This is a genomic window from Bowmanella yangjiangensis (assembly GCF_017255015.1).
Lineage (GTDB): Bacteria > Pseudomonadota > Gammaproteobacteria > Enterobacterales > Alteromonadaceae > Bowmanella > Bowmanella yangjiangensis.
The window spans coordinates 292-22083 of sequence record NZ_JAFKCS010000007.1; the positions used below are offsets into that span (position 1 = coordinate 292).

22 protein-coding genes are annotated in these 21792 nt (G+C 49.3%); 13 read left to right on the forward strand and 9 right to left on the reverse strand.

Annotated elements, in window-relative coordinates:
* Positions 1-514: 514 nt before the first annotated feature.
* Genes J0A65_RS09020 through J0A65_RS09035 form a run of 4 tightly spaced genes read left to right on the forward strand, consistent with a single transcriptional unit; the run spans position 515 to position 3290 of the window.
* The gene (locus tag J0A65_RS09020; RefSeq protein WP_206593848.1) at positions 515-892 is read left to right on the forward strand and encodes a DUF2750 domain-containing protein; all 378 of its coding nucleotides are present in this window, start codon (positions 515-517) and stop codon (positions 890-892) included.
* Complete coding sequence (locus J0A65_RS09025; protein ID WP_332874320.1) at positions 885-1442, forward strand: DUF6942 family protein; 558 nt, start codon at positions 885-887, stop codon at positions 1440-1442. Before J0A65_RS09020 ends, J0A65_RS09025 begins: the two co-directional genes overlap by 8 nt.
* Entirely contained in the window at positions 1435-1845 is a 411-nt protein-coding gene (locus tag J0A65_RS09030; RefSeq protein WP_206593849.1) for a SufE family protein, read from the forward strand. Before J0A65_RS09025 ends, J0A65_RS09030 begins: the two co-directional genes overlap by 8 nt.
* A 14-nt stretch (positions 1846-1859) precedes the next feature.
* Entirely contained in the window at positions 1860-3290 is a 1431-nt protein-coding gene (locus tag J0A65_RS09035; RefSeq protein ID WP_206593850.1) for a DUF418 domain-containing protein, read from the forward strand.
* Here the strand turns inward: J0A65_RS09035 and tcdA are convergent.
* Entirely contained in the window at positions 3287-4081 is a 795-nt protein-coding gene (tcdA, locus tag J0A65_RS09040; RefSeq protein ID WP_206593851.1) for a tRNA cyclic N6-threonylcarbamoyladenosine(37) synthase TcdA, read from the reverse strand. The genes J0A65_RS09035 and tcdA overlap by 4 nt on opposite strands.
* Before the next feature lie 270 nt (positions 4082-4351).
* Here tcdA and J0A65_RS09045 point away from each other — a divergent pair, with 270 nt between their 5' ends.
* From J0A65_RS09045 to J0A65_RS09055, 3 genes are all read left to right on the forward strand, one after another.
* The gene (locus tag J0A65_RS09045; protein ID WP_206593852.1) at positions 4352-5920 is read left to right on the forward strand and encodes a methyl-accepting chemotaxis protein; all 1569 of its coding nucleotides are present in this window, start codon (positions 4352-4354) and stop codon (positions 5918-5920) included.
* Positions 5917-7662 carry a putative bifunctional diguanylate cyclase/phosphodiesterase gene (locus tag J0A65_RS09050; RefSeq protein WP_206593853.1) on the forward strand — a complete coding sequence of 582 codons (1746 nt, stop codon included), beginning with the start codon at positions 5917-5919 and terminating at the stop codon, positions 7660-7662. The genes J0A65_RS09045 and J0A65_RS09050 overlap by 4 nt, the downstream gene beginning before the upstream one ends.
* Positions 7663-7890: 228 nt before the next feature.
* Positions 7891-8499 carry a PEP-CTERM sorting domain-containing protein gene (locus J0A65_RS09055; RefSeq protein WP_206593854.1) on the forward strand — a complete coding sequence of 203 codons (609 nt, stop codon included), beginning with the start codon at positions 7891-7893 and terminating at the stop codon, positions 8497-8499.
* Between the two features lie 161 nt (positions 8500-8660).
* On the opposite strand, the gene J0A65_RS09060 is transcribed toward J0A65_RS09055, so the two are convergent.
* Positions 8661-9317, reverse strand: coding sequence for a CoA transferase subunit B (locus J0A65_RS09060; protein ID WP_206593855.1), 657 nt, complete (start codon positions 9315-9317; stop codon positions 8661-8663).
* A 10-nt stretch (positions 9318-9327) separates the two neighbouring features.
* Positions 9328-10029, reverse strand: a complete 702-nt coding sequence (locus tag J0A65_RS09065; RefSeq protein WP_206593856.1) for a CoA transferase subunit A — start codon at positions 10027-10029, stop codon at positions 9328-9330.
* Positions 10030-10156: 127 nt separating this feature from the next.
* Between J0A65_RS09065 and J0A65_RS09070 the strand changes: the two genes are divergently transcribed.
* Entirely contained in the window at positions 10157-11068 is a 912-nt protein-coding gene (locus J0A65_RS09070) for a LysR family transcriptional regulator (protein WP_206593857.1), read from the forward strand.
* Between the two features lie 34 nt (positions 11069-11102).
* Here J0A65_RS09070 and J0A65_RS09075 read toward each other — a convergent pair whose 3' ends face one another.
* Positions 11103-11870: a hypothetical protein gene (locus tag J0A65_RS09075; protein WP_206593858.1), complete on the reverse strand. Its 768-nt coding sequence runs from the start codon at positions 11868-11870 to the stop codon at positions 11103-11105.
* A 44-nt stretch (positions 11871-11914) separates the two neighbouring features.
* Positions 11915-12607: a sensor histidine kinase gene (locus tag J0A65_RS09080; protein ID WP_206593859.1), complete on the reverse strand. Its 693-nt coding sequence runs from the start codon at positions 12605-12607 to the stop codon at positions 11915-11917.
* A 203-nt stretch (positions 12608-12810) separates the two neighbouring features.
* Here J0A65_RS09080 and cysB point away from each other — a divergent pair, with 203 nt between their 5' ends.
* The gene (gene cysB / locus J0A65_RS09085; protein WP_206593860.1) at positions 12811-13785 is read left to right on the forward strand and encodes an HTH-type transcriptional regulator CysB; all 975 of its coding nucleotides are present in this window, start codon (positions 12811-12813) and stop codon (positions 13783-13785) included.
* Between the two features lie 78 nt (positions 13786-13863).
* Here the strand turns inward: cysB and J0A65_RS09090 are convergent, their stop codons facing one another.
* From J0A65_RS09090 to pabB, 3 genes are all read right to left on the reverse strand, one after another.
* Positions 13864-15237, reverse strand: a complete 1374-nt coding sequence (locus tag J0A65_RS09090) for an L-serine ammonia-lyase (protein WP_206593861.1) — start codon at positions 15235-15237, stop codon at positions 13864-13866.
* 181 nt (positions 15238-15418) lie between these two features.
* Positions 15419-15985 carry a CoA pyrophosphatase gene (locus tag J0A65_RS09095; protein ID WP_206593862.1) on the reverse strand — a complete coding sequence of 189 codons (567 nt, stop codon included), beginning with the start codon at positions 15983-15985 and terminating at the stop codon, positions 15419-15421.
* Between the two features lie 3 nt (positions 15986-15988).
* The gene (gene pabB / locus J0A65_RS09100; protein ID WP_332874321.1) at positions 15989-17398 is read right to left on the reverse strand and encodes an aminodeoxychorismate synthase component I; all 1410 of its coding nucleotides are present in this window, start codon (positions 17396-17398) and stop codon (positions 15989-15991) included.
* A gap of 176 nt (positions 17399-17574) precedes the next feature.
* Between pabB and J0A65_RS09105 the strand changes: the two genes are divergently transcribed.
* Entirely contained in the window at positions 17575-19104 is a 1530-nt protein-coding gene (locus tag J0A65_RS09105) for a fumarate hydratase (RefSeq protein ID WP_206593863.1), read from the forward strand.
* 49 nt (positions 19105-19153) lie between these two features.
* Here J0A65_RS09105 and J0A65_RS09110 read toward each other — a convergent pair whose 3' ends face one another.
* A complete protein-coding gene (locus J0A65_RS09110; protein WP_232849838.1) occupies positions 19154-19513 on the reverse strand; it encodes an FKBP-type peptidyl-prolyl cis-trans isomerase in 360 nt (119 codons plus the stop codon).
* A gap of 139 nt (positions 19514-19652) precedes the next feature.
* On the opposite strand from J0A65_RS09110, the gene J0A65_RS09115 reads away from it, so the two are divergent.
* The 3 genes from J0A65_RS09115 to J0A65_RS09125 all read left to right on the forward strand — a co-directional run bounded on the left by J0A65_RS09115 (position 19653) and on the right by J0A65_RS09125 (position 21754).
* A complete protein-coding gene (locus J0A65_RS09115) occupies positions 19653-20504 on the forward strand; it encodes a DMT family transporter (RefSeq protein WP_206593864.1) in 852 nt (283 codons plus the stop codon).
* Positions 20505-20612: 108 nt separating this feature from the next.
* The gene (locus J0A65_RS09120; RefSeq protein WP_206593865.1) at positions 20613-21236 is read left to right on the forward strand and encodes a 3'-5' exonuclease; all 624 of its coding nucleotides are present in this window, start codon (positions 20613-20615) and stop codon (positions 21234-21236) included.
* Positions 21237-21247: 11 nt separating this feature from the next.
* Positions 21248-21754: a hypothetical protein gene (locus J0A65_RS09125; protein WP_206593866.1), complete on the forward strand. Its 507-nt coding sequence runs from the start codon at positions 21248-21250 to the stop codon at positions 21752-21754.
* Positions 21755-21792: the final 38 nt, after the last annotated feature.

The window sequence follows — 21792 nt, forward strand, 5'->3', positions numbered from 1 at the left end:
AGCGGATGGCTGGCGCGCTGTGCGGAGGTCAGTATCCAAGTAGTAATACACCCCGGTCAGAAATGACCGGGGTATTTTTTTATATGTTGTATCCGCGCGGGATGCAGAACCCCTTGGGTTCGACTACAACGTCCGGAACGTTGTAGAACAGCCGCAGGCTGGCCCGCAGGGCGGAGGGCAGGAAGCCCGGAGTAATCCCCTACAGTCAGAAATGACCGGGGTATTTTTTTATATGTTGTATCCGCGCGGGATGCAGAACCCCTTGGGTTCGACTACAACGCCAGGAGCGTTGTAGAACAGCCACAGGCTGGCCCGCAGGGGGGAGGGCCGGAAGCCCGGAGTAATCCCCTACAGTCAGAAATGACCGGGGTATTTTTTTATATGCGGTATCCGCGCAGGATGCACAACCCCTTGGACTCGACTGAATCGCAAAGCCTAGAACCCTGCATAGTCTGATTTTTTTCACCGAAAAATTCCGGCACAATATGTCCTAAAACCTAGAGTGGAACCAACCATGACACAGCCCCATACACCGGATGCACTGATAGATCAGGATCCTGAGACCCGTGCCGAGTATTGTTTTCAGTTATTACTGGACAAGCAACCACTATGGGGGCTGGAAGGCCAGCTGGGATGGGTGATGCTAAGCGCCGAAGGAGACGCCTGTACACCACTGTTTCCTGACGCCCAAAGTGCCCAGCTGTGGTGCGCTCAGCAATATCCTGAGTCTAAGCCAAAAATGATCCCTTTTGCACAGTTGCAACAGACATTGTTTTCCCAGTGGCAGCAAGACGAAGTGCTGCTGATGCTATTCCCTCTGGCGCAAGAAGAGGAGGGGATTATGGTTAAGGTGGAAGAATTGCTGGACGCACTGGCACAAGCGGGTGAGTAAAACCTTGCCTGTTACTGTGGGGCTTGGGGACACTAATGCCCTTATTAAAGTGTATATTGCCAACCGGCCTATGCCTTATCAGCATCTGTCTGTTTGCCAACCTATAGTTATTGGCGATATTGCCGAACTAGGCCGGGCCTGCGGCAATGGCTGGCGTAAGGTGTTTAATGTGTATGCCAAGCTGGTCTTTGCGCTGCAGGCGCAAGATATCAAACTAGCGTCGGGGACACCCAATTGGCAGCATTATCGCGACAATCACCTGCTTCAAGCTGGCTCTGCAACGGCCCTTTTGTTTTCTCCGCCAGTTTTGGATGAGCAGCAGCAGGCCATACAGATTATCAGCGGCCGTACTTATGCCAATGCGCTGAACAAGCAGCAGAGTCTGGGGCTTTTTTGGTTAACCCCTGAGTTCGCAGTAAATCCGCGTTATCGGCTATTTGTTTGCCCGTATTTTGATTACCGTCAACTGAGCAATGACAAGATTGGCTATTTACAATCTTTGCTTGGTGAATACTTAGCACAACCTTGCGGAGACACTAAGCATGACTGAGCTGGCTGATAAGCTGCGCCAGACAACCGGATGGGACGCTCAAATGCGCGAGCTGATGCTGGCGGGGCGCGTTTTACCATTGCCATCAGATGCGCTTTGCCAGCCTGAACATGAAGTGCCGGGCTGTGAGAGCCAGGTATGGCTTAGCTGCACCGTCAATGTACAAGGTTTGCTATCTGTGCAGGCGTGGTCAAACAGTAAGATTGTGCGGGGGTTATTAGCGGTATTGATAGAGTATGTGCAAAGCCATTCTATAGCCGAGATCCAATCACTGGATTTGGCCGGATATCTGGATACGCTTGGTCTTGGAAGGCACCTAAGCCAGTCCCGCAGTAATGGCCTTAATGCCGTGATGTCCGCGATTAAAAGCCGGGCTATGACGCTAAACTTAAACCAGTCATAGGCAAGGAGCCTGATATGGCACATCAGTTTGTCGATTCATCCGCTATTTCTTCCTCCCCAGGCCCTGTGGCCGACGCACAACGATTGGTCATTCTGGATATTTTACGAGGTTTCGCTTTGTGGGGGATCCTGCTGATGAATATCGAATGGTTTAACCGACCGGTATCTGAAATTGGCCAATGGGATGAGTCGCAGCAAGGCCTGTCTTTGGCGGCTGGCTGGTTCGTGCGGCTATTTATAGAAGGTAAATTTTATACCTTATTTTCCCTGCTATTCGGTATGGGCTTTGCGATTATGTTACGCCACGGCAAGGCGACTGGACGCGACTATTTTGCCTGGTTTTCACGGCGCTTGACGGTGCTTTTCCTGTTCGGTTTGCTGCATCTGGTGTTCCTATGGAGTGGCGATATTCTGCATAGCTATGCCATGGCGGGGTTTATCTTGCTGGGCATGGTGTGGTTGTTTGATAAGGGCTATCTGCAGGACTTGCATCGGCCTCACAACCAGCTGCGCGTGGCGCTTTGGTGGCTTGGGGCGCCCAGTGTGCTGCTGTTATTGGCAGCTTTACTGTTTAGTACTCAGGATACCGGCAATCAGCATGAGCAGGACTGGCAATACGAGCAAGCGGTAGAGGCCAGAGCTAAGCTGCTGATGTCAGGCGCGACGCCTATGCCTGTGGATGAAAACAGCACCGAGTTATCCGAGCCGGAGCTGCTCGAATTGGATGCCCGACTGCGCGCAGAGGAGCTTAAGCAAAATGCCCTTGAGCTTGAGCAGGAAATACAAGCTCTGGGACAGGGGACATTTTTGCAAGCTAGCGCGTTCCGTTTGCAACAGGCAACAGCGGAGTTTCCGTTTAGCCTAATTAACATCCTGTTGGCGATCTTTCCGCTGTTTTTGCTCGGCTATGCGCTGCAGGGGAGCGGTATGATAGAAAATTATCAGCGCTATTCCAGAGTATGGAAATTACTTTGCTGTGGGGGAATCGGCATAGGTTTGCCCTTGAGTTTATGGGCTCTGATACTTATGCAGGCTCCCAGATTTGAGTTGGACTCCTGGTTAGGCGCGGTGGCCTATTCCCTGTACTATTTAAGCCAATATGTGCTGAGTGCCGGGTATCTGGGCGGATTGTTATGGCTTTGCAGTCAACCCCGTTGGTTGGCAAGGCTAAGTGGGCTAGCGGCCATGGGCAAAATGGCACTGACCCATTATTTAACCCATTCGTTGGTGCTAAGCCTGCTGTTTTTCGGTTATGGTCTGGGCTGGTATGGGCAAGTCGACAGAGCCTGGCAACTGCTTATTGCCCTTGCGCTGCTTATCTGCCAATTATTGATCAGCCCCTGGTGGCTAACGTATTTTCAGTTTGGGCCGCTCGAATGGCTATGGCGCTGCCTGACCTATAAAGCCTGGCAGCCCTTCAGAAGGCTAAAACCCAAAATGGATTAAGCTTGGACCTGCCTCTGACAGCGCTCTAAGTATTTTTCAATACAACGTGCGGCGGCCACAAAACCGAAAGTTCCTGTTACGGCCACAGAGGCACCAAAGCCTGAGTTGCAGTCCAGTTTCATGCTGCCATCCGGAAATTGCTTAGCAGTACATACGCTGCCGTCTTGCTGAGGGTATTTTAACTGTTCGGTGGAATACACGCAGTCCACCGAAAAGCGCCTTTTGGGATTGCTGGAAAATTTGTAATCGCGTCGCAATAGAGAGCGCACTTTGGCCGCCAGGGGGTCCTGCACCGTCTTCGCCAGATCAGCCACTTTGACCTGAGTGGGATCGGTTTGTCCACCCGCGCCGCCTACGGTCAGCACAGGTATTTTATTACGCTTGCAGTGGGCTATCATGGCCGCCTTGGCTTTTACCGAGTCTGTGGCATCAATCACATAGTCGAACCTTTGCAGACAATCGCGGACATTCTCTGGTGTGACAAAGTCCTCAACACAATGTACCTGACATTGTGGATTAATCTGGCGGATGCGCTCCGCCATTACCTCGACCTTGCATTGGCCGATGGTATTTTGTAGTGCATGAATCTGACGGTTGGTGTTGGTGGTGCAGATATCATCCAGGTCAATCAGGGTGAGTTCACCCACCGCCGTGCGCGCCAGCGCTTCTGTTACCCAGCAACCGACGCCACCTATGCCCACCACGCAAAAATGGGCCTGGCTTAACCATAGCGTCTGTTGGTTTCCGTATAACCGACTGGTACCGCCAAAGCGTTGGCTAAAATCACTCATTCACACACCACCCTAAGCTGCAGGGCGCGCACTATAGCACACTCTATTTATCCTCGGAAAAGTTGTTCTCGTGCCTACATCAAGCTATTGAATAAATATATAACCATTTATTTATTGTGGTCTTTGCATCAAAGTTTGATCTAGATCAATTTTTTTGCCCAAGGCCGAGAATATTTTATTACAGGTATTTAACAAGTTCGTGTTGGTCTAGTACGAACTTGCTCAGCTTTTTATCAGTTCCTTTTAATAATAATTATAGTAAGGATAGCTATGCGCAGAGGTGCGACTGTAACGCAACAAGAGAAGCACTTTTCACCAGAACTCTATTTAATTACCACTACAGATCCCCGGGGAGTTATCACCTACGTTAATCAAGATTTTGTTGATGTGTCTGGCTACCAGCAGGAAGAATTACTGGGTAAAAATCACAACTTAATTCGTCATCCGGATATGCCTAAAGAAGCCTTTGCTGATCTCTGGTCTACCATTCAGGCCGGTCGTTCATGGCGAGGTGTAGTCAAAAACCGCTGTAAAAATGGTGATCACTATTGGGTGGATGCTTACGTAACGCCGGTTTTTTCTGACAGGCGGATCGTCGAGTATCAGTCCATTCGGACGGCACTGACAGAAGAGCAGAAAAAACGAGCTGCAAAAGTTTATGCCAAATGGCCTTCACGCTTATCACCTGCTTGGCATCATGAATTGCCATGGGGTTGGCTATTGCCGCTTAGCCTGCCGATAGCGAGTGCATTGCAGGCTTCCATTGGGCATGGTGTTGCTGCTTTGTTAACTTTGTTGCTTTGGCCACTTCTAGGTGTTTATGGCATTAAGCAAAATAGCGATCATCGTCAGATGAAAGCGCTGCTGCAACATGCAGAAATTAATCCTCTGATGGGATACATATACACAGGCAAACGAGGAATCAGCGCTAGTCTCAGCCATGCTTACGAATCGCAGCGAAAGGAATTAGAAGCGCTAATGGCCAGACTTAGCAATACAGCGGCGCAACTATTGGATGTTCGTAGTCAGGCTGCCAGTGATATCTGTCAGGCTGCTGAGCTAAGCCTACAGCAACAGCAAAATATCGAAGCTTTGTTGGATGATTTAGCCACTATGCTGCAGGCTCAAAATCAAACCTCTGACTCGTCCCGCAGAACCAATGAATACTCCAGTCATGTCGAGAATGCTGCAAGGCAAGGCGAAGAGCAACTTAGCAATATGCGTCATGCTATGGCGCAGTTGAACGGTCAGTTGCTAGGGCTTCAGTCGGGTTTTAGTCAGGTCAACCACCAAAGTGGCAGTATTAGTCAGGTGGTCAATGTTATCCGAGAGGTGGCTGAAAAAATTAACCTTCTAGCGCTTAATGCTGCAATAGAGGCGGCCAGAGCGGGTGAGCAGGGACGAGGCTTTGCTGTTGTGGCAGATGAAGTCAGAGAACTGGCAAACCGCACTCAGCAATCTACAGAAGAGATTAGAAGTATTATTGACCAGCTGTTGCTGGCCGTTGACGCATCATCGGCGAGTATGGGAGAGGGAGCAAAGATGTCAGAATCAACTAATTTGGCTGTGGAAGAAGCGGTTACTTCTATTGCTGATATTCTCTGTGCTATCGGAGATATCAAGCTGCAGGCTCAGCATACCGATCAGTCGACCTCTCGCCAGTTGGATACCTTAGAAGCATTAAATAAACGTGCCGATGACTTGTTCGAGCAAGCCAGATGTTCTGCCGCGGCGGCCAGCTCTGCGCAATTGAAAGGACAACAGTTGGGGGCTGATGTAGAGAAGTTGCATTTGCTGGCTCAGCATTTTTTGAGCTTGCAAAGAAGAGGGATGGTATGAATGAGTTTGCGATGTCCTTGCCTCGCTTTTCCGGGCAAGAAGCTATTGATGTATTACCTGATGTCGCGGATCTTTTGTTTAATGAAGCTAGTCAGGGGCTGATGTTAACTGATGCCAGTGCACGTATTGTTCGTGTGAATAAAACGTTTTGCCAAATCACAGGTTTTGCCAGTGAAGAAGTCATTGGCAAAACCCCTGTGCTGTTTCGGTCTTCGCAGCATCCGGCCTCATTTTATGAGGAAATGTGGCAGACCATATCTAAACAAGGTTGTTGGCAAGGTGAAATATGGAATCGCCGGCGAGACCATGCCATTTATCGTCAGTGGCTGAAAATCACGGAAATAAAAGATCAATCCGGTGAGGTTCGCTTCTACCTCGGGATGATGCAAGATCTCAGTGAACAGCCAACCCGGAAAAGTCACTCATTCGACTTCATCCACTATGATCGCCTGACGGGGCTTGGCAGTCGGGAGATGTTGATCAATAGATTTCCTCAGGCCTTGGCACAATCTAAAGCAACACGAACTAAGCTTTTAATTCTTTGGATAGATGCCAGTCAACTGGGGCATATCAATGAACAGTATGGACTGACCATTGGCGATTTGGTGGTCAGGGTGCAGGGACTTCGGCTAAAAAAAATCATTGACGAGCAAGATACCCTGGTACGTTTATACGCTGATGATTTTGTATTGCTTCATCAAAGTCGTGACGCTTGTGCGGACATGCTATGTGAAGCAATTTTGGATGTATTGCGTCAGCCCATTAGTCTGGGGGATAAGCAAATCAGTTGCTGCGCCAGTATAGGCGTAGCATGTTTTCCACATGACTCTGACAAACGAGAGACGCTTCTTAACGCCGCTGAAATGGCTGTGCAAGATGCCAAACGCAGGGGAGGCAATTGTGTCGCCTATTATAATCCCTCGGATGGTCAGGCAAGTGTGCGCCGACATCAGATATTAAGGCGTCTATCCCAAGCGCTAGTGGAAGACGATGATGCATTGCATTTATTCTTTCAGCCCAAGTGGAGCATGAATAGTCGTCACTTAACTGGTATTGAAGCGCTAATTCGCTGGCGTGATGTTGAGCTGGGCGATATATCTCCAGCTGAGTTTATTCCCATCGCAGAACAAAGTGACCTGATTATTAAACTGGACCGTTGGGTCGTTTTACAGCTTTGCAAACTGCTGCCGAATATGCGCGGTCAGAGTAGAGAGCTACCAACGCTGTCGATTAACTTGTCGGCCAGGCATTTATGTCAGCCAGATCTATGTGACTGGCTGCTGAGCTGTTTATCGGCCCATGGTGTGAGGCCTTGTGAATTGGAATTGGAAATCACAGAAACCGCATTAATGGACAACGAAGATAAGGCCAGCGAAATCCTGGTCGAGCTCAAAAGGCAAGGTTTCCATATTGCTTTGGATGATTTTGGTAGTGGTTACTCAAGTTTGAGTCACCTGAAAAACATGCCATTGGATACCGTGAAAATTGATCGCTCGTTGATTCAGGACCTCACCTGTAACAACAAAGCCTGCAGCATAGTTAAAAACCTGACGGCAATGGTTGCTGATTTATCGCTGAACCTAGTGGTCGAAGGTGTGGAAACCATAGAGCAACATGAGTTGCTCAGGCAACTTGGGTGCCAGCAATCTCAAGGCTATCTGTACGCCAGACCAATGCCCATGCAGGAACTCCTGGCACTATTAGCTTATCCTGCCTGGCATTTCAGTACAAAGCGCGAATAACATCGCTTTACTACATTTATCCCCTTGAAATAGGTGCAGCAGAGGAACTTTAGCGGTTTTCCTCTCTGCATCTATACTGTCAATATAATTTACATAATTCAGATAAGAAGACTTCACGTTTAAATAATATCCATAAAAAATAATTGGTTATATTTTGGTCTGAATCATGCTTAATTAAAAAGCACATGGACGTCAAAAGTTTTACATGAGGTAACTTACTTGAGGTTCATGATGTTTATGAAAGTGTTTGCCTTACTTTTTGCTGTTATCAGCTTATCCTGCCAAGCGTCACTCATCCGTGCCGATTTTCGTACTGAATCTAACCTACCTGATTTTGGGAATGGATTACCTTTGGTTTATCAGAGTCTTGACCAGCAAGTAGGGACTGGATTTGAATTAGATAGCGCTGACTTCCTACAAAACCCTGATGACTGGCAAGGCGGTGAAGTGTGGATAGACTATGATCCCTTGTCATCAGTTTTGACCTTGTTATCCCGAGATGACTGGGATTTTCAGACCTTTGATGCCTGGATCAGCAACATTGTGTTCTCCCAGGCTGGTGAAACTATCGCCAATATCGTACTCTTAACCAATAATCTGACGCAGGACGGTATTGTGCCTTTTATCAGCGTGACTGATAACAGCCTGCACATTAGCTACAGTGCAGGTTCTGATGTGTTTTTATTTAGTGGTGGCAGTGCAACTTTCAAGATAGAAACATTGTTGTCGCAAGCTGTGGTAACGGCTGCTGTGCCTGAGCCAGCATCTGTATTGTTGTTAATGGTCGGCGTATGTATGCTTGTTTACCGCCTAAACAAAAGAATCATTCTCCAATGACTTATGGCCCTGTTTAACAGGGCTTTTTTTTAGCCCTGGCTGTTTGAGCAGATGAGTTACGCTTTGAAGAAATAATAATGTTGGCATGGCTATCTGGTGCAGCCTGCTTGATAAAAAAAGCCAGCGTTGACGCTGGCCTTGGTATGCTCTAACTCTATAGGTCAGAATTGCATTTCTGGAATATCGCCTTCAACAACAAGCTTACCTGCGGTTTTCTGCTTAATTTCCTCAACCGATACACCTGGAGCACGTTCAAGTAGGTGGAAAGTGTTGTCACGAATTTCCAGCATAGCTAAATCGGTGATAATACGGTTTATGCAATTTACGCCGGTTAATGGCAGTGTGCATTGTTCTAGCAGCTTTGAATTACCATGTTTATCAGCATGAGTCATGGTAACGATGATATTCTTGGCACCTGCTACCAAGTCCATAGCACCGCCCATACCTTTCACCAATTTGCCCGGAATCATCCAGGATGCAATGTTGCCATTTTGGTCCACCTCAAAGGCACCCAGTACGGTAATATCCACATGGCCACCGCGGATCATGGCAAAGCTTTCCGCTGAGCTGAAGATAGAGGCACCAGTACTGGCGGTAACAGTTTCCTTACCCGCATTGATCATGTCGGCGTCCACCTGCTCTTCGGTCGGGTAAGGTCCCATGCCGAGCAAGCCATTTTCCGACTGTAGCATCACTGTAATGCCTTGAGGGACGTAGTTGGCGGCCAGGGTTGGAATACCAATGCCCAAATTGATATAGCTGCCGTCTTTAAATTCCTGCGCCACACGCATGGCGATTTGTTCTCTAGATAGGGCCATGATGTTCTCCTTATGCGCTGCGAGTCACTTTGCGTTCAATGCGTTTTTCAAAGTTACCTTTAATAACGCGGTTGACATAAATACCTGGGGTATGAATTTGGCTTGGCGGAATTTCCCCTGGTTCGACAATTTCTTCTACTTCCACCACGGTTATCTTGCCCGCCGTGGCGGCCATGGGGTTGAAGTTTTGTGCAGTATGGCGGTAGACACAGTTGCCATAGCGGTCTGCTTTCCAGGCTTTGACAATGGCAAAGTCACCTGTAATAGATGGCTCAAGAATGTAAGGTCGGCCATTGAATTCGCGTACTTCTTTGCCTTCGCCGACGGGGGTTCCGTAGCCTGTAGCAGTGTAGAATGCCGGGATGCCCGCGCCACCGGCGCGCATTTTTTCAGCCAGCGTACCTTGTGGTGTTAGCTCAACTTCTAGCTCGCCGTTGAGTAACTGTTTTTCAAACAACGCATTTTCGCCCACATATGAAGCAATCATTTTGCGAATTTGCCGATCTTCCAGCAATATTCCTAAGCCAAAACCATCTACACCGCAGTTATTCGACACTACGGTGAGGCCACTAACGCCCATTTTCTTAATTTGTGCAATTAAGCCTTCAGGAATGCCGCAAAGGCCGAAGCCGCCGGCGATCACCGTCATGTTGTCTTCCAGTCCGGCCATGGCCTCTTCGTAGCTGGACACCACCTTGTCAAAACCTGCCATCTGCTTCTCCTGTCTTATGATTGTTTGCCTGAATATCAGGTATAGCGTATCAGGCACTTGCCTCAGTATTGAGTAATGTTGTAAATATGTAAAATCAATTTAATTTAAGGATTAATTAATAATATTTATGAATGTGCAAGCGCCCAACAGTATCACAATTCGACAGTTACAGATTTTCGTTCAATTGGCCGAAAGCCGGTCTTTTGCTGAAGCAGCCCTTAGGCTGCATTTGTCCCAGCCGGCCTTATCCATTGCTATCCGTAAGTTTGAAGAGTCGGTGGGGGGCTGCTTGTTGTCGCGTAGTACCCGAATGTTGGAGTTAACGCCGGAGGGCCGGGCATTTTTGCCTGTAGCACAGCGCTTATTACACGACTGGGATGAAGCCTTTACCGACTTACACAATTTGTTTGCCATGCAGCGAGGCAAGCTGACCATTGCGGCCATGCCGTCTTTTGCAAACAGCCTGTTGCCGCAAATACTTAAGCTGTTTCACCAGCAGCACGCCAATATCAATATCAGCTTATTGGATGTGGTAATGGAACGGGTCATGGAAGCCGTGTTGGATGGACGGGCTGAGCTCGGCATTATCTTTGAGGCTCAGCATATGCCAGGACTTGAGTTTATGCCGCTTTGTGAAGACAGCTTTGTGGTGTTACTTAATCCAGAACACCGGCTAAGCCAGCTAAAATCACTGAGCTGGACTGATTTGCACGGGCAAAGTTATGTGGCGATGAACAGAGGGTCTACTATCCGGGCTTGGTGTGAAGAGGCCGTTAAACAGACGGATGCCCATATCAACATAGTTGCCGAGGCCAGTCAGCTATCTACTGTTGGGCAGTTGGTGGCGGCTGGTCTGGGGGTCTCTGTGGTTCCGGCCATTTGTCGTGACGACATGTTACGCCGCGGACTTTGCTGCGTACCGCTGGCGCACTCGGGGCCAGCTAAACGTATTGGTGTGATTCGGCGCAGTCGAAGTAACTTGTCTGTGCCAGCCACGCATTTTTTGGCTCTGATATTTGAGCGTTTTGTGTTTGCTTAGCGGCAGAAATACCGACTGTGTATTTTCTGCCTTGTCACCATTTCTTCTTGGGTGCAAACAGCTCGTCTAAATCCGCTCGTTCTGAATCTTGCCGCTTAGCTCTGTCTGCGGCGTTGGCGTTACGCAGGTTGTCTTTAATATTTTGTAATTGCTCTTCCAGCTCATGGCGTTTTTTAACAACGTATTCATCTGGATTGGGCTGGGCACTCAAGGCCACAATTGCTTTCTCGTAGTATTGTCGTGCAGAGCCCAACATATTGCTCTGAATCGCACTTCGGGCTCGCTTGCCTAAGGTTTCTACATTGACTTTTAATTGCAGGCGCTCAAGGCGCTTGTCTTCTTCAATAAAGACATGGGTATCGACTTTGCCCTTAGAATTCTCTGAACGCAACAAGGTGCGAAGTTTCTTTATACCTTGTATTAACACTATGATTTGTTTGTCATTTTCTGGTAGCAGAAAGTGATCGCTGGGCGGCGCCAACTGCTCTGGCTTGGTGGCGTCAACCCGTTCTTTGGCATCTTTGACCCGCTGTTTAATGTCCATGGCTTTGGGATTAAGCTCAAACATAGTCTGTAAGGCGTTATGTACGCGCTTGTGTAATATCAGTATTAACTGCTGGGAAATTGGCATCTGCGCAGCAGCCATCAGCGCATCTTCTGTCTCGTCGACGATTGATTTCTGTTTAGCTAATTCGGCACGCTTTTCCGCTTCAACCTGCTCTTTATGCTGTTGAATGGCATTGATAACGATGGCCATAATGACCAAAGCAACAATCAAAATTATGATAGTGGGAAACAACATATACTTGTCACTTTTTGTTATTGTAACTGCCTAGGCAGGGCATACTAAGGTAATCTCAGAGTAAAAACACTGCCACCCAATACACCGCCGTTTTCCATGTGAATTGAACCTTGTCGGCCGTTATTATTATGAGCCTGAGCAATCATACGGGCGAAAAATAAACCCAGTCCTGTGCGACCGCTAGCAATGTCAAACTCGTGCATGGTGCAATTGCCGGCTTGCAGCATACTCTCTGGATAACCCGGACCATCATCTTCAATACGAAAACACAAGTAACCTTCATCTTCAAAGGTACTGAGTTTCAACCGTTGTTTGCTGTATCGCATGGCGTTGATCAAGATGTCATTGAGCAGCACATTGATGAGATCTGCATCCAGGTACCAGGCAATATCTTCTTCGACGTCCACCTCTAACTGCATTTTCTTGTTGGCAACATAGCCTTCGTTGGTTGCCAGCAGGTCATCAACAATGTCGCCAACATAATGTTCATCAACACTGATAGGCAAATTCTGTTTCTCTGCACGATACAAGGATAACAGTTGCATCAGGCCGGTATTCAGTCGAAAAGCTTCATATTGCAAGCTCGCCAGATTTTCGCTGATCTGTGGATTCGCCTCGGGCATCATCAGGCTGAGATTTTCAATGGACTGCAATAACAGACACAGAGAATTTTTCATGTCGTGCACCCCGGCTGCCAGTACAGACGAGAAATCGATCAGCTTCGATGAGGTTGGCATAGTCACTACTACCCGGAAAAGATGTTCTGATTTATACCAATAATGCACCGGCAGGGAAAGCCAATTGCCTGGCCAGCCAATTGGTTATCGTCCATAAATGAAGAAAATCCCGGTATTTATCTAAAATTTTATGGAATTAATTTTCCCATCAGTATATATATTTTGCATATAAACAACCGCGCAAACGATGGCCCGCTCACCAGATGAAACTACAGCAACTCAGATACATAGTCGAAGTTCTCAACAATAACCTGAATGTGTCCGCCACAGCAGAGAGTTTATTTACCTCTCAGCCTGGCATCAGTAAACAGGTGAGGATGCTCGAAGATGAGCTGGGGGTGCAGATCTTCGGACGCAGTGGCAAGCATTTGACCCATGTGACCGAAGCGGGCAAAGATGTGATCAATATCTCTCGTGAGATTCTTGCCAAGGTTGAAAGCATCAAAGCAGTCGCCAGAGAACATACGCTGCCAGATCAGGGTAAATTGAATATTGCCACGACCCATACTCAGGCCCGTTATGCTCTGCCTGGTGTGATTAAAGGCTTTATGGGCAAATATCCGCGGGTGTCACTGCATATGCATCAGGGCACACCTTCACAAATCAGTGATTTGGCCGCTAAAGGTGAAGCAGATTTTGCTATCGCCACCGAAGCCTTGCATTTGTACAATGATTTGGTGATGTTGCCTTGCTATCACTGGAACCGCAGTATCATTGTTAATCGAGAGCACCCGCTGGCAAAGCGTACCTCAATCGCCATTGAAGATATCGCCGACTATCCGCTGGTAACTTATGTGTTCGGTTTTACCGGTCGCTCTGAGCTGGATGATGCGTTTAATCGCGCAGGGTTAGAGCCCAAGATCGTGTTTACCGCCACCGATGCTGATGTAATCAAAACCTATGTACGTTTAGGGGTAGGAATTGGTGTGATTGCATCTATGGCACTGGATGAAAAGTTGGATGCCGATCTGGTCAAGATTGATGCCAGCCATTTATTCCAATACAGCACCACTAAGATTGGCTTCCGCAAAGGTTCATTCCTGCGTAGCTATATGTATGATTTCATTGAGCGCTTTGCGCCGCACCTAACCAAAGATGTGGTAGAGAAAGCCATGATGCAGAAAAACAACGACGATATTGAGCGGATGTTTAAGGATCTCACCTTGCCGGTGAAGTAAGTCAGAGCTAATTTTTTACGCCGAGGGGGAGACATTTATGTCTCCCCCTCGCATTTTCATGCCCGGTAATAAAACGGCTTAACATTCGATGATATTAACTGCCAATCCGCCTCTTGCCGTTTCTTTGTACTTAGATTTCATATCGTTGCCGGTGTCCCACATGGTCTTAATGACTTTATCCAGTGACACTTTATGCTCGCCGCTGCCACGCATGGCCAATCGAGCGGCATTAATCGCTTTGATGGAACCCATGGCGTTGCGCTCAATGCAAGGCACTTGTACCAGGCCACCCACCGGGTCGCAGGTCAGACCTAAATTGTGTTCCATACCGATTTCAGCGGCATTTTCCACTGCCGCGACACTGGCCCCGAGTATCTCTGTTAATGCGCCCGCGGCCATGGAGCAGGCTACGCCCACTTCACCCTGACAGCCCACTTCGGCACCTGAGATGGAGGCATTCTTTTTATACAAAATACCTATTGCCGCAGCAGTAAGCAGGTAACGTACTGCTGTGTCTTCGTCCACCGGACGGACAAACTTGTCAAAGTAGCAAAGTACGGCGGGGATAATACCGGCAGCGCCATTGGTGGGGGCTGTTACCACCCGGCTACCTGCTGCATTCTCTTCATTGACGGCCAAGGCAAACAGATTCACCCAGTCCATGGCGGCCATGGGATCTGCGCTTTTTTCGTTTTGCAGTTTACGGTAGAGATCTGGTGCACGGCGTCTGACTTTCAGGCCGCCTGGCAAAATTCCTTCGGTCATTTTGCCTTTTTCTACGCACGCCGCCATGACTTGCCAGATATGCCAAAGTTTGGCGCGAATTTCTTTTTCACTCTGAAACACCTGCTCATTTTTCAGCATTAGGGTGCTGATGCGCATGCCATGTTCTTTGCAATGGGCCATTAGCTCTGCAGCCGTTTCAAAAGGAAAGGGCACGGGTTGTTCGTCATGTTTCAGCGCAGTGGCTTTCTCATCCTCGAAATCTTGTTCCTTGATAATAAAGCCTCCGCCAATACTGTAATACGTTTGGCTGGCTAGCAATTCCTCGCCCTGATAGGCAAAAAACGTCAGGCCATTGGAATGCAGTTTAAGGGTTTTGCGACGGTGGAAAACAATCGCCCCTTCACGCGGAAAACTTACCCGTTTTTCACCACCCAGATTAATCTGCTGAGTCTTGTCTATCTCAGCCAGCATGGAATCGACCTCATCCACATCAACGGTTTCAGGTTCATGGCCGAGTAAACCCAGAATAACGGCTTTGCCGGTGCCGTGACCTTTACCTGTTTGACCCAAGGAGCCGTAAAGCTCGGTTTTGACAAAATCAGTGCGCTCAAACAGCCCCTGATCCTTAAGATCCTGCAAAAAGGCTTTGGCCGCTCGCATAGGGCCAACTGTATGGGAGCTGGATGGGCCGATGCCGACACTGAACATGTCAAATACACTGATCATAGGGTTCTCATTTTAAAATTCTTGTAACTGTCCAATATTGACTATTCTGGTCAATCTGACAAACAGACAAAAGTAATGCCCCGGATTAGAAAAGTTAATCTGATGTAAAGTTTTCTGGCTAAAAGTCAGGCAAAGGCGATAGAACACCAAGAGACAAGGCTCTGCAGCTGATACAGTTTGGTTACTCCAGATGATTGGCCAGATTGCGTACAAACGCCGCGGTGGCTCCCCAGATATGTTGATTCTGCCAGTGAATAAAATAAATTGGGTGGGGCAGGCCGCGGCGCTCAGCTAAGTGAATCATATGATTCTGTTTGTTCATCAGATAGCTCAGTGGCACTTCAAATACCGACGCCACTTCATTGTGATCGGGTACTAACACCTTGGGGGGGCGCAACAGCCCGATGAAAGGTGTGACTTCATAGCCGCTGACCGTGCGATAGCGGGGGAGTTGCCCGACAATGTCTATGTTGCTGGTATCTATGCCGATTTCTTCGCGAGTCTCACGCAGGGCTGTGTCCAGTAAATCCGTGTCATTGGGTTCTTGCCGTCCTCCGGGAAAGCTGACTTGACCTGCATGGTGTTTAAGATGACTGGCCCTGCGGGTAAACAGTAATGTCAGCTCTTCACGTTCAATAATGGGCATGAGCACAGCGGCAGGGCAGCCAGGTTTTCTCAGTGGAAAATCTACCTCGCCTTCTACCTGGCGGGCATGATGGAATCGGTTTAGAAACTCACTCTTGCGCATAGCTTATGGATGACTCTCCTGAGACTGCTCCTTGTCTGACCTGCAGTGTTTGGAAACGGTTGCTAATACAGGCAGAATTTTATTCACTTTATGCAGGGTCTCCTGATATTCAGCGTACGGCTGCGAATCCAGCACTATACCACCCCCTGCCCAGCAGTGAATGTGTTGATTTTCACATATCAGCGTACGTATGCAGATGCTGGTGTCCATACGACCCTGGGCGGATAAATACCCAATACTGCCGCAATACAAATGCCGGCGATGGGGTTCCAGCTCCTCAATTACCTGCATGGCGCGTATTTTCGGGGCGCCGGTAATAGAGCCGCCGGGAAAGGCGCCGCGCAACAAATCCATAGCAGACGCCTCAGAATTCAGCTTTCCCTCTACGGTGCTGACCAGATGGTGTACGGCCGGGAAGCTTTCAATATCAAACAGCTTAGGCACCGTTACCGAGCCACTTTGGCAGTGCTTGCTTAAATCGTTGCGCAGCAGGTCCACAATCATCAGATTTTCGGCCCGGTCTTTGTCAGCTTGACGTAATTCGTCGGCAAGGAGGGCATCTTGCACAGCGTCCAGGTGTCTGGGGCGAGTGCCTTTGATCGGCTTGGTTTGCACCTTATCGCCGTCTACCAATAAAAATCGCTCCGGCGACAAACTCAACATTGCGGTGTTGGCTAAACGCATATAGGCCGAAAAGGGCGCCTGATTACTGGCGCGCAGGGTCAAATAGGCCTGCCATTCATCACCCTCGTAAGGGGCGCTAAAGCGCTGCGCCAAATTTACCTGATAACAATCACCTGCCAGCAGGTAGTCGTGAATGCGTGCCAGCTTTTGCAGATATTCAGCCTCGCTCATATTGGCCTGCCAGTCACCGGTTAAGCTAAATTCACTGGGGCTTTCTGCTGGCTTATCTATCAGTGCTATCAGTTCCTCTGCACTGGGTGTTGGGTAGTCAGGGTGCGCATAAAGCCGGGTCTGGCCAGTGTGGTTATCCCTTATCAGTGCCCAGCTATAAAAGCCTACCGCCATATCCGGCGCCTGAATATCTTTCTCTGCTTGCGCGGGCAGGGCTTCAAAACAGCGGCCCAGGTCGTAGCTAAAGTACCCCGCCGCACCGCAGGTAAAAGGCGCATCCAGGGGAGGGACATCACCGAATAGAGCATGGTTTAAGTCTTCCACCAGACTGAGAGGGTCGCCCTTTTGGGGGTCAACACTGTCAGTACTGCGTTGCCATATCTGACTGGTACCTTCAAAGGTTTGAATAGTGGCAACCGGGTCGGCCAACAGTATGTCGTAGCGACCGTTTTCATGCTGGCTTTGCGCAGAGTCCAACAGAATTGCCCAGGGCTGGTCGGCAAAATGCGCGAACAGGCGCAGAATTGGTAAGTTATCAGGTAGTAAAGTGGTATTCACAACATTCCCAAAAAGGCATGAGATCCAGACCAAAGGCTAATCAGATACAGGCTATCCGGCCTTGGTCGCCGCGGCTAATGGGAGTATCATACTGCAACAATAAGAAAGACCAAGCAGGTAGCCGCATTGACGGTTACCGAGTGTGTAAAAATCAGACAACGCGATGAGGCAAAAGCATGGCTGTGATTCGTCAGCAGGATTTTATTGATAGCATCGAAGATGCCCTACAGTTTATCTCCTATTACCACCCGCTGGATTATGTGAAGGCGGTTGAGAAGGCCTACGAAAAAGAACAAAGCCAGGCCGCCAAGGATGCCATGGCGCAAATCCTGATTAACTCCCGTATGTCTGCCGAAGGCCACCGTCCGCTTTGTCAGGACACTGGCATTGTGACCTGTTTTGTCAAAATCGGTATGGGTGTGCAGTGGGATAAGACCGATATGACAGTGCAGCAGATGGTGGATGAAGGCACTCGCCGTGCTTATACCAATCCGGACAATCCGCTGCGCGCTTCAATTGTGGCCGACCCGGCCGGTAGCCGTAAAAACACCAAAGATAACACCCCTTCAGTGGTGCATATCGATATGGTGGAAGGTGACCATATCGAGGTGATGATCGCGGCCAAAGGCGGCGGTAGCGAAAACAAATCCAAGATGGTGATGTTAAATCCCAGCGATGATATTGCCGAGTGGGTAGTCAAAACTTTGCCCACTATGGGCGCAGGTTGGTGTCCACCAGGCATGTTAGGTTTGGGTATTGGTGGCACGGCAGAAAAAGCTGCGGTGCTGGCCAAAGAAAGCCTGATGGATCCGGTGGATATCCATGAACTGATGGAACGCGGCGCCGAGACCACTGAAGAAAAACTGCGTCTGGATATATTCAATAAGGTCAATGCCCTGGGCATTGGTGCGCAGGGGCTGGGCGGTCTGACCACAGTGGTGGACATTAAAATCAAGTCTGTGCCCACCCACGCTGCCTCCAAACCTGTGGTGATGATCCCTAACTGTGCCGCCACACGCCACGTGCATTTCCATTTAGATGGCAGCGGCCCTGCCGAGCTGACCCCACCTAAACTGGAAGACTGGCCACAAGTGACCTGGGAAGTGGGGGCCAATACGCGCCGCGTGAACCTGGATACCGTCACCAAAGAAGAAATTCAACAGTGGAAGTCCGGTGAAACTGTGTTGTTGTCAGGCAAAATGCTGACCGGTCGCGACGCTGCGCACAAACGTATTCAGACCATGCTGCAAAACGGCGAAGGCCTGCCTGAAGGGGTAGACCTGACCAATCGCTTTATTTACTACGTGGGTCCTGTGGATGCCGTGGGTAACGAAGTCGTTGGCCCCGCTGGCCCGACTACGGCGACCCGTATGGATAAGTTTACCGATATGATGCTGGAGCAAACTGGTCTTATCGGCATGATAGGTAAAGCCGAGCGCGGTCCTGCCACCGTCGAGAGCATTGCCAAGCACAAAGCCGTGTATTTGATGGCTGTGGGCGGCGCCGCTTATCTGGTGTCTAAGGCAATTAAGAAATCCCGTGTGGTGGCCTTTGAAGATTTGGGCATGGAAGCTATCTACGAATTTGAAGTAGAAGATATGCCAGTGACCGTGGCGGTGGACAGCCAGGGCAGTAATGCTCACCAGACTGGCCCGGCCATCTGGAAAGCCAAAATTGAAGAACTGGACGCAGCATTGTCCAAGTAAAGCAAACTGATAAAGGCGTCTTAGGACGCCTTTATTCTACCTATCTTATTTAGTCATCCCGGGTTAGCACTTCCAGTAGTTCAATTTCGAAAATCAGATTGCTGTTGGGCGGGATCTTGTCGCCGATTTGTCTCTCGCCGTAGGCTAGTGTCGCCGGTACCCAAAGCTTGCGTTTACCGCCAACCTGCATACCTTGCATTCCTTGGAACCAGCCCTGGATCACTTTGTTAGCGGAGAGTACGGTCTGAAACGGTCGACCCTTATCGTAGGATGAATCAAACTCCCTGCCATCTTCCAGCCACCCGCGATAATGGGCGGTAATCAGCGCCCCTTTGACTGCCGTTTTGCCACTACCGGTAACCAGATCTTCAATTTTTACGCTGTCTGTCACGCCACTTCTCACTTGCATGGATCGCCAAAAACCGCAGCTTACGTGCATGTGTCTGCATTTTCTAGCTGAGGTGTAGCGAAGGAGTGTTTGTACCTCAGCTTGGTGTGCCGCAAAAATGGCTATATGCTGTTGCCTTGATTGGTCGCCGACGGCTTTTATGTTGAAACTTTTTCTGCTAACAACTTTAGCTCTGGTGGCCTTTGCTGGCAATTCGGTGCTAAATCGTCTGGCGTTGCTGGATGGCAGTACCGATGCGACCAGTTTTACTGCAATGCGCCTGTTATCTGGTGCGCTGGTTTTGCTGCTGATTGCCTCGGCAAGAACCGGAACAGCGCAGGTTCTCAAACGAGGCAGTTGGCTGTCTGCAGCCATGTTATTTATCTATGCGGCAGCCTTTTCTTATGCCTACCAATGGCTTGAAACCGGCATTGGCGCGCTTATCCTGTTTGGTTTTGTGCAACTTAGCATGCTAGTCATAGGTATGTTGACCGGCCAGCGGCCGAAAAAGCTTGAGTTGCTGGGCATGCTGGTAGCCATGGCGGGGCTGGGGTACTTACTGGCACCTGACAAATGGCAGCCGGACCCTTTGGGTTTTCTCTTTATGGCCACTGCTGGCACTGCCTGGGGCTGTTATACCTTGCTGGGTAAGGGCACCAAACAGCCGCTCAATGACACAGCAATGAATTTTGTTCGCGCAGCGCCGCTGGTAGCGATTCTGATGCTCTTTAGCTGGCGCCATATGCAGGTGTCAGATAATGGCGTGGTATTGGCGCTACTCTCCGGCATTCTTACCTCGGGGATCGGCTATGCCATCTGGTATGCGGCCTTGCCACATTTACCCGTTCCGCTGGCGGCGTCCTTGCAGTTACTGGTCCCCTTACTGGCAACGGCGGGGGGCGTGGTATTCAGTGCTGAGCAGGTGTCAGTGAAACTGATATTATCCGCGCTACTGATTCTGGGCGGTATCGCACTGGTAGTTAGGGCGCGAAGCTTGCCTAAAACTCGCTAATTATCAGCTTAGGGGAACAGCATGCGGGTCCCTTTCATCAGCAGATTTTTGCCCTTGCTAAGCTTTGTGCAGATCAGCTAGGCTGCGTAAAAAACACAGGGATGGATTATGCAGCCTCATTCTTATCTCACAAGGCCTTCCAAACAGCAGATACGGGAACTGCCTGCCTTCGCTGGCCTAACACCCAAGCACATTCATATGTTGACCAGCGGCAACCAAGTGGCGGCGGCTTGCCAAGTGTTGGAGCAGGCAGATGTACTGGGCTTTGATACGGAGAGCAAGCCGAACTTTGTGGCCAATCAGTCCACCGGTGGCCCACATTTGCTGCAATTGGCTACCGATAAAGAGGCGTTTTTATTTAGCGCCGCTTTACTTGAGGGAAACGCTCACCTGGCGACAATTATTCAGGCCGAACATATTCTCAAAGTGGGCTTTGGTCTTCGCTCTGACAGAGGGCCTTTGCAGCATAAATTGGGGGTGGCACTCAAACCTTGTGTTGACCTGGCCAAGGTGGTGAAATCACTGGGTTATAAAGATCAGGTTGGGGTGCAGGCGGCCGTGGCTATAGTGCTTAAACAGTATCTGCCCAAGTCTAAGCATCTGTCCACATCCAACTGGGCGCGTTTGCCCTTATCTGAGGCACAGATTGCCTACGCAGCCAATGACGCTTACGCCAGTTTATGTGTGTACCGGTATTTGCAACGCACTGCTCCACAGCTGTTTAACACCTAATCTGGCTAAGCATGATGGCACTCAGGCAGGCTATCTTAAACTGGGATGGAAAAAGCTCGGACTATCTCGCCGGGGTTTACCAAGACCTTGTTGCTCAGACCGGCGCTATTACCCAACTGGTTGAATTGATGGCCGAGCCAGCTTGCCAACCCGGCGCAAGTTGGCTGCTAAAGCAACATCTTGCTCATCTACAAGAACTGACTCCTGTGCAGCAACACCGTTTACTGGATATCTTTGTTGCGCTGGACTGTTGGCAGACACAACTGCACCTTTTGCAATGCTTTGCGGCTTTTATCGTTGATGCTTCTCGCAAAACAGCAGTGGAAGCTAAGTTGCGTTGGGGGCTCAGCCATAGCAACAAATTTGTGCGAGCCTGGTCTTTTCACGGCCTTTTTTACCTGGCAAAGCAGTATCCTGATATGCAGGACGAGGTCACGCAGTTGCTGGAGATGGCGCTGATTGATGAGCCTGCGTCAGTCAAAGCCAGGGTACGCAGCTTGTTAAAGCTAGGTTTTTAGTGTGTTTATGCCGCCAATCCAACGGCCTGCATGATAAA

What these genes read in the sequence shown, in the direction of transcription:
- J0A65_RS09060 (WP_206593855.1), bottom strand. Translation starts at nt 9,317, where the DNA reads ATGGCCCTATCTAGAGAACAAATCGCCATGCGTGTGGCGCAGGAATTT.
- cysB (WP_206593860.1), top strand. Translation starts at nt 12,811, where the DNA reads ATGAAACTACAGCAACTCAGATACATAGTCGAAGTTCTCAACAATAAC.
- J0A65_RS09080 (WP_206593859.1), bottom strand. Translation starts at nt 12,607, where the DNA reads ATGCCAACCTCATCGAAGCTGATCGATTTCTCGTCTGTACTGGCAGCC.
- J0A65_RS09030 (WP_206593849.1), top strand. Translation starts at nt 1,435, where the DNA reads ATGACTGAGCTGGCTGATAAGCTGCGCCAGACAACCGGATGGGACGCT.
- J0A65_RS09045 (WP_206593852.1), top strand. Translation starts at nt 4,352, where the DNA reads ATGCGCAGAGGTGCGACTGTAACGCAACAAGAGAAGCACTTTTCACCA.
- J0A65_RS09125 (WP_206593866.1), top strand. Translation starts at nt 21,248, where the DNA reads ATGATGGCACTCAGGCAGGCTATCTTAAACTGGGATGGAAAAAGCTCG.
- J0A65_RS09120 (WP_206593865.1), top strand. Translation starts at nt 20,613, where the DNA reads ATGCAGCCTCATTCTTATCTCACAAGGCCTTCCAAACAGCAGATACGG.
- J0A65_RS09035 (WP_206593850.1), top strand. Translation starts at nt 1,860, where the DNA reads ATGGCACATCAGTTTGTCGATTCATCCGCTATTTCTTCCTCCCCAGGC.
- tcdA (WP_206593851.1), bottom strand. Translation starts at nt 4,081, where the DNA reads ATGAGTGATTTTAGCCAACGCTTTGGCGGTACCAGTCGGTTATACGGA.
- J0A65_RS09075 (WP_206593858.1), bottom strand. Translation starts at nt 11,870, where the DNA reads ATGTTGTTTCCCACTATCATAATTTTGATTGTTGCTTTGGTCATTATG.
- J0A65_RS09050 (WP_206593853.1), top strand. Translation starts at nt 5,917, where the DNA reads ATGAATGAGTTTGCGATGTCCTTGCCTCGCTTTTCCGGGCAAGAAGCT.
- J0A65_RS09020 (WP_206593848.1), top strand. Translation starts at nt 515, where the DNA reads ATGACACAGCCCCATACACCGGATGCACTGATAGATCAGGATCCTGAG.
- J0A65_RS09055 (WP_206593854.1), top strand. Translation starts at nt 7,891, where the DNA reads ATGATGTTTATGAAAGTGTTTGCCTTACTTTTTGCTGTTATCAGCTTA.
- J0A65_RS09095 (WP_206593862.1), bottom strand. Translation starts at nt 15,985, where the DNA reads ATGCGCAAGAGTGAGTTTCTAAACCGATTCCATCATGCCCGCCAGGTA.
- J0A65_RS09090 (WP_206593861.1), bottom strand. Translation starts at nt 15,237, where the DNA reads ATGATCAGTGTATTTGACATGTTCAGTGTCGGCATCGGCCCATCCAGC.
- J0A65_RS09110 (WP_232849838.1), bottom strand. Translation starts at nt 19,513, where the DNA reads ATGCAAGTGAGAAGTGGCGTGACAGACAGCGTAAAAATTGAAGATCTG.
- J0A65_RS09070 (WP_206593857.1), top strand. Translation starts at nt 10,157, where the DNA reads ATGAATGTGCAAGCGCCCAACAGTATCACAATTCGACAGTTACAGATT.
- J0A65_RS09065 (WP_206593856.1), bottom strand. Translation starts at nt 10,029, where the DNA reads ATGGCAGGTTTTGACAAGGTGGTGTCCAGCTACGAAGAGGCCATGGCC.
- J0A65_RS09105 (WP_206593863.1), top strand. Translation starts at nt 17,575, where the DNA reads ATGGCTGTGATTCGTCAGCAGGATTTTATTGATAGCATCGAAGATGCC.
- J0A65_RS09115 (WP_206593864.1), top strand. Translation starts at nt 19,653, where the DNA reads ATGTTGAAACTTTTTCTGCTAACAACTTTAGCTCTGGTGGCCTTTGCT.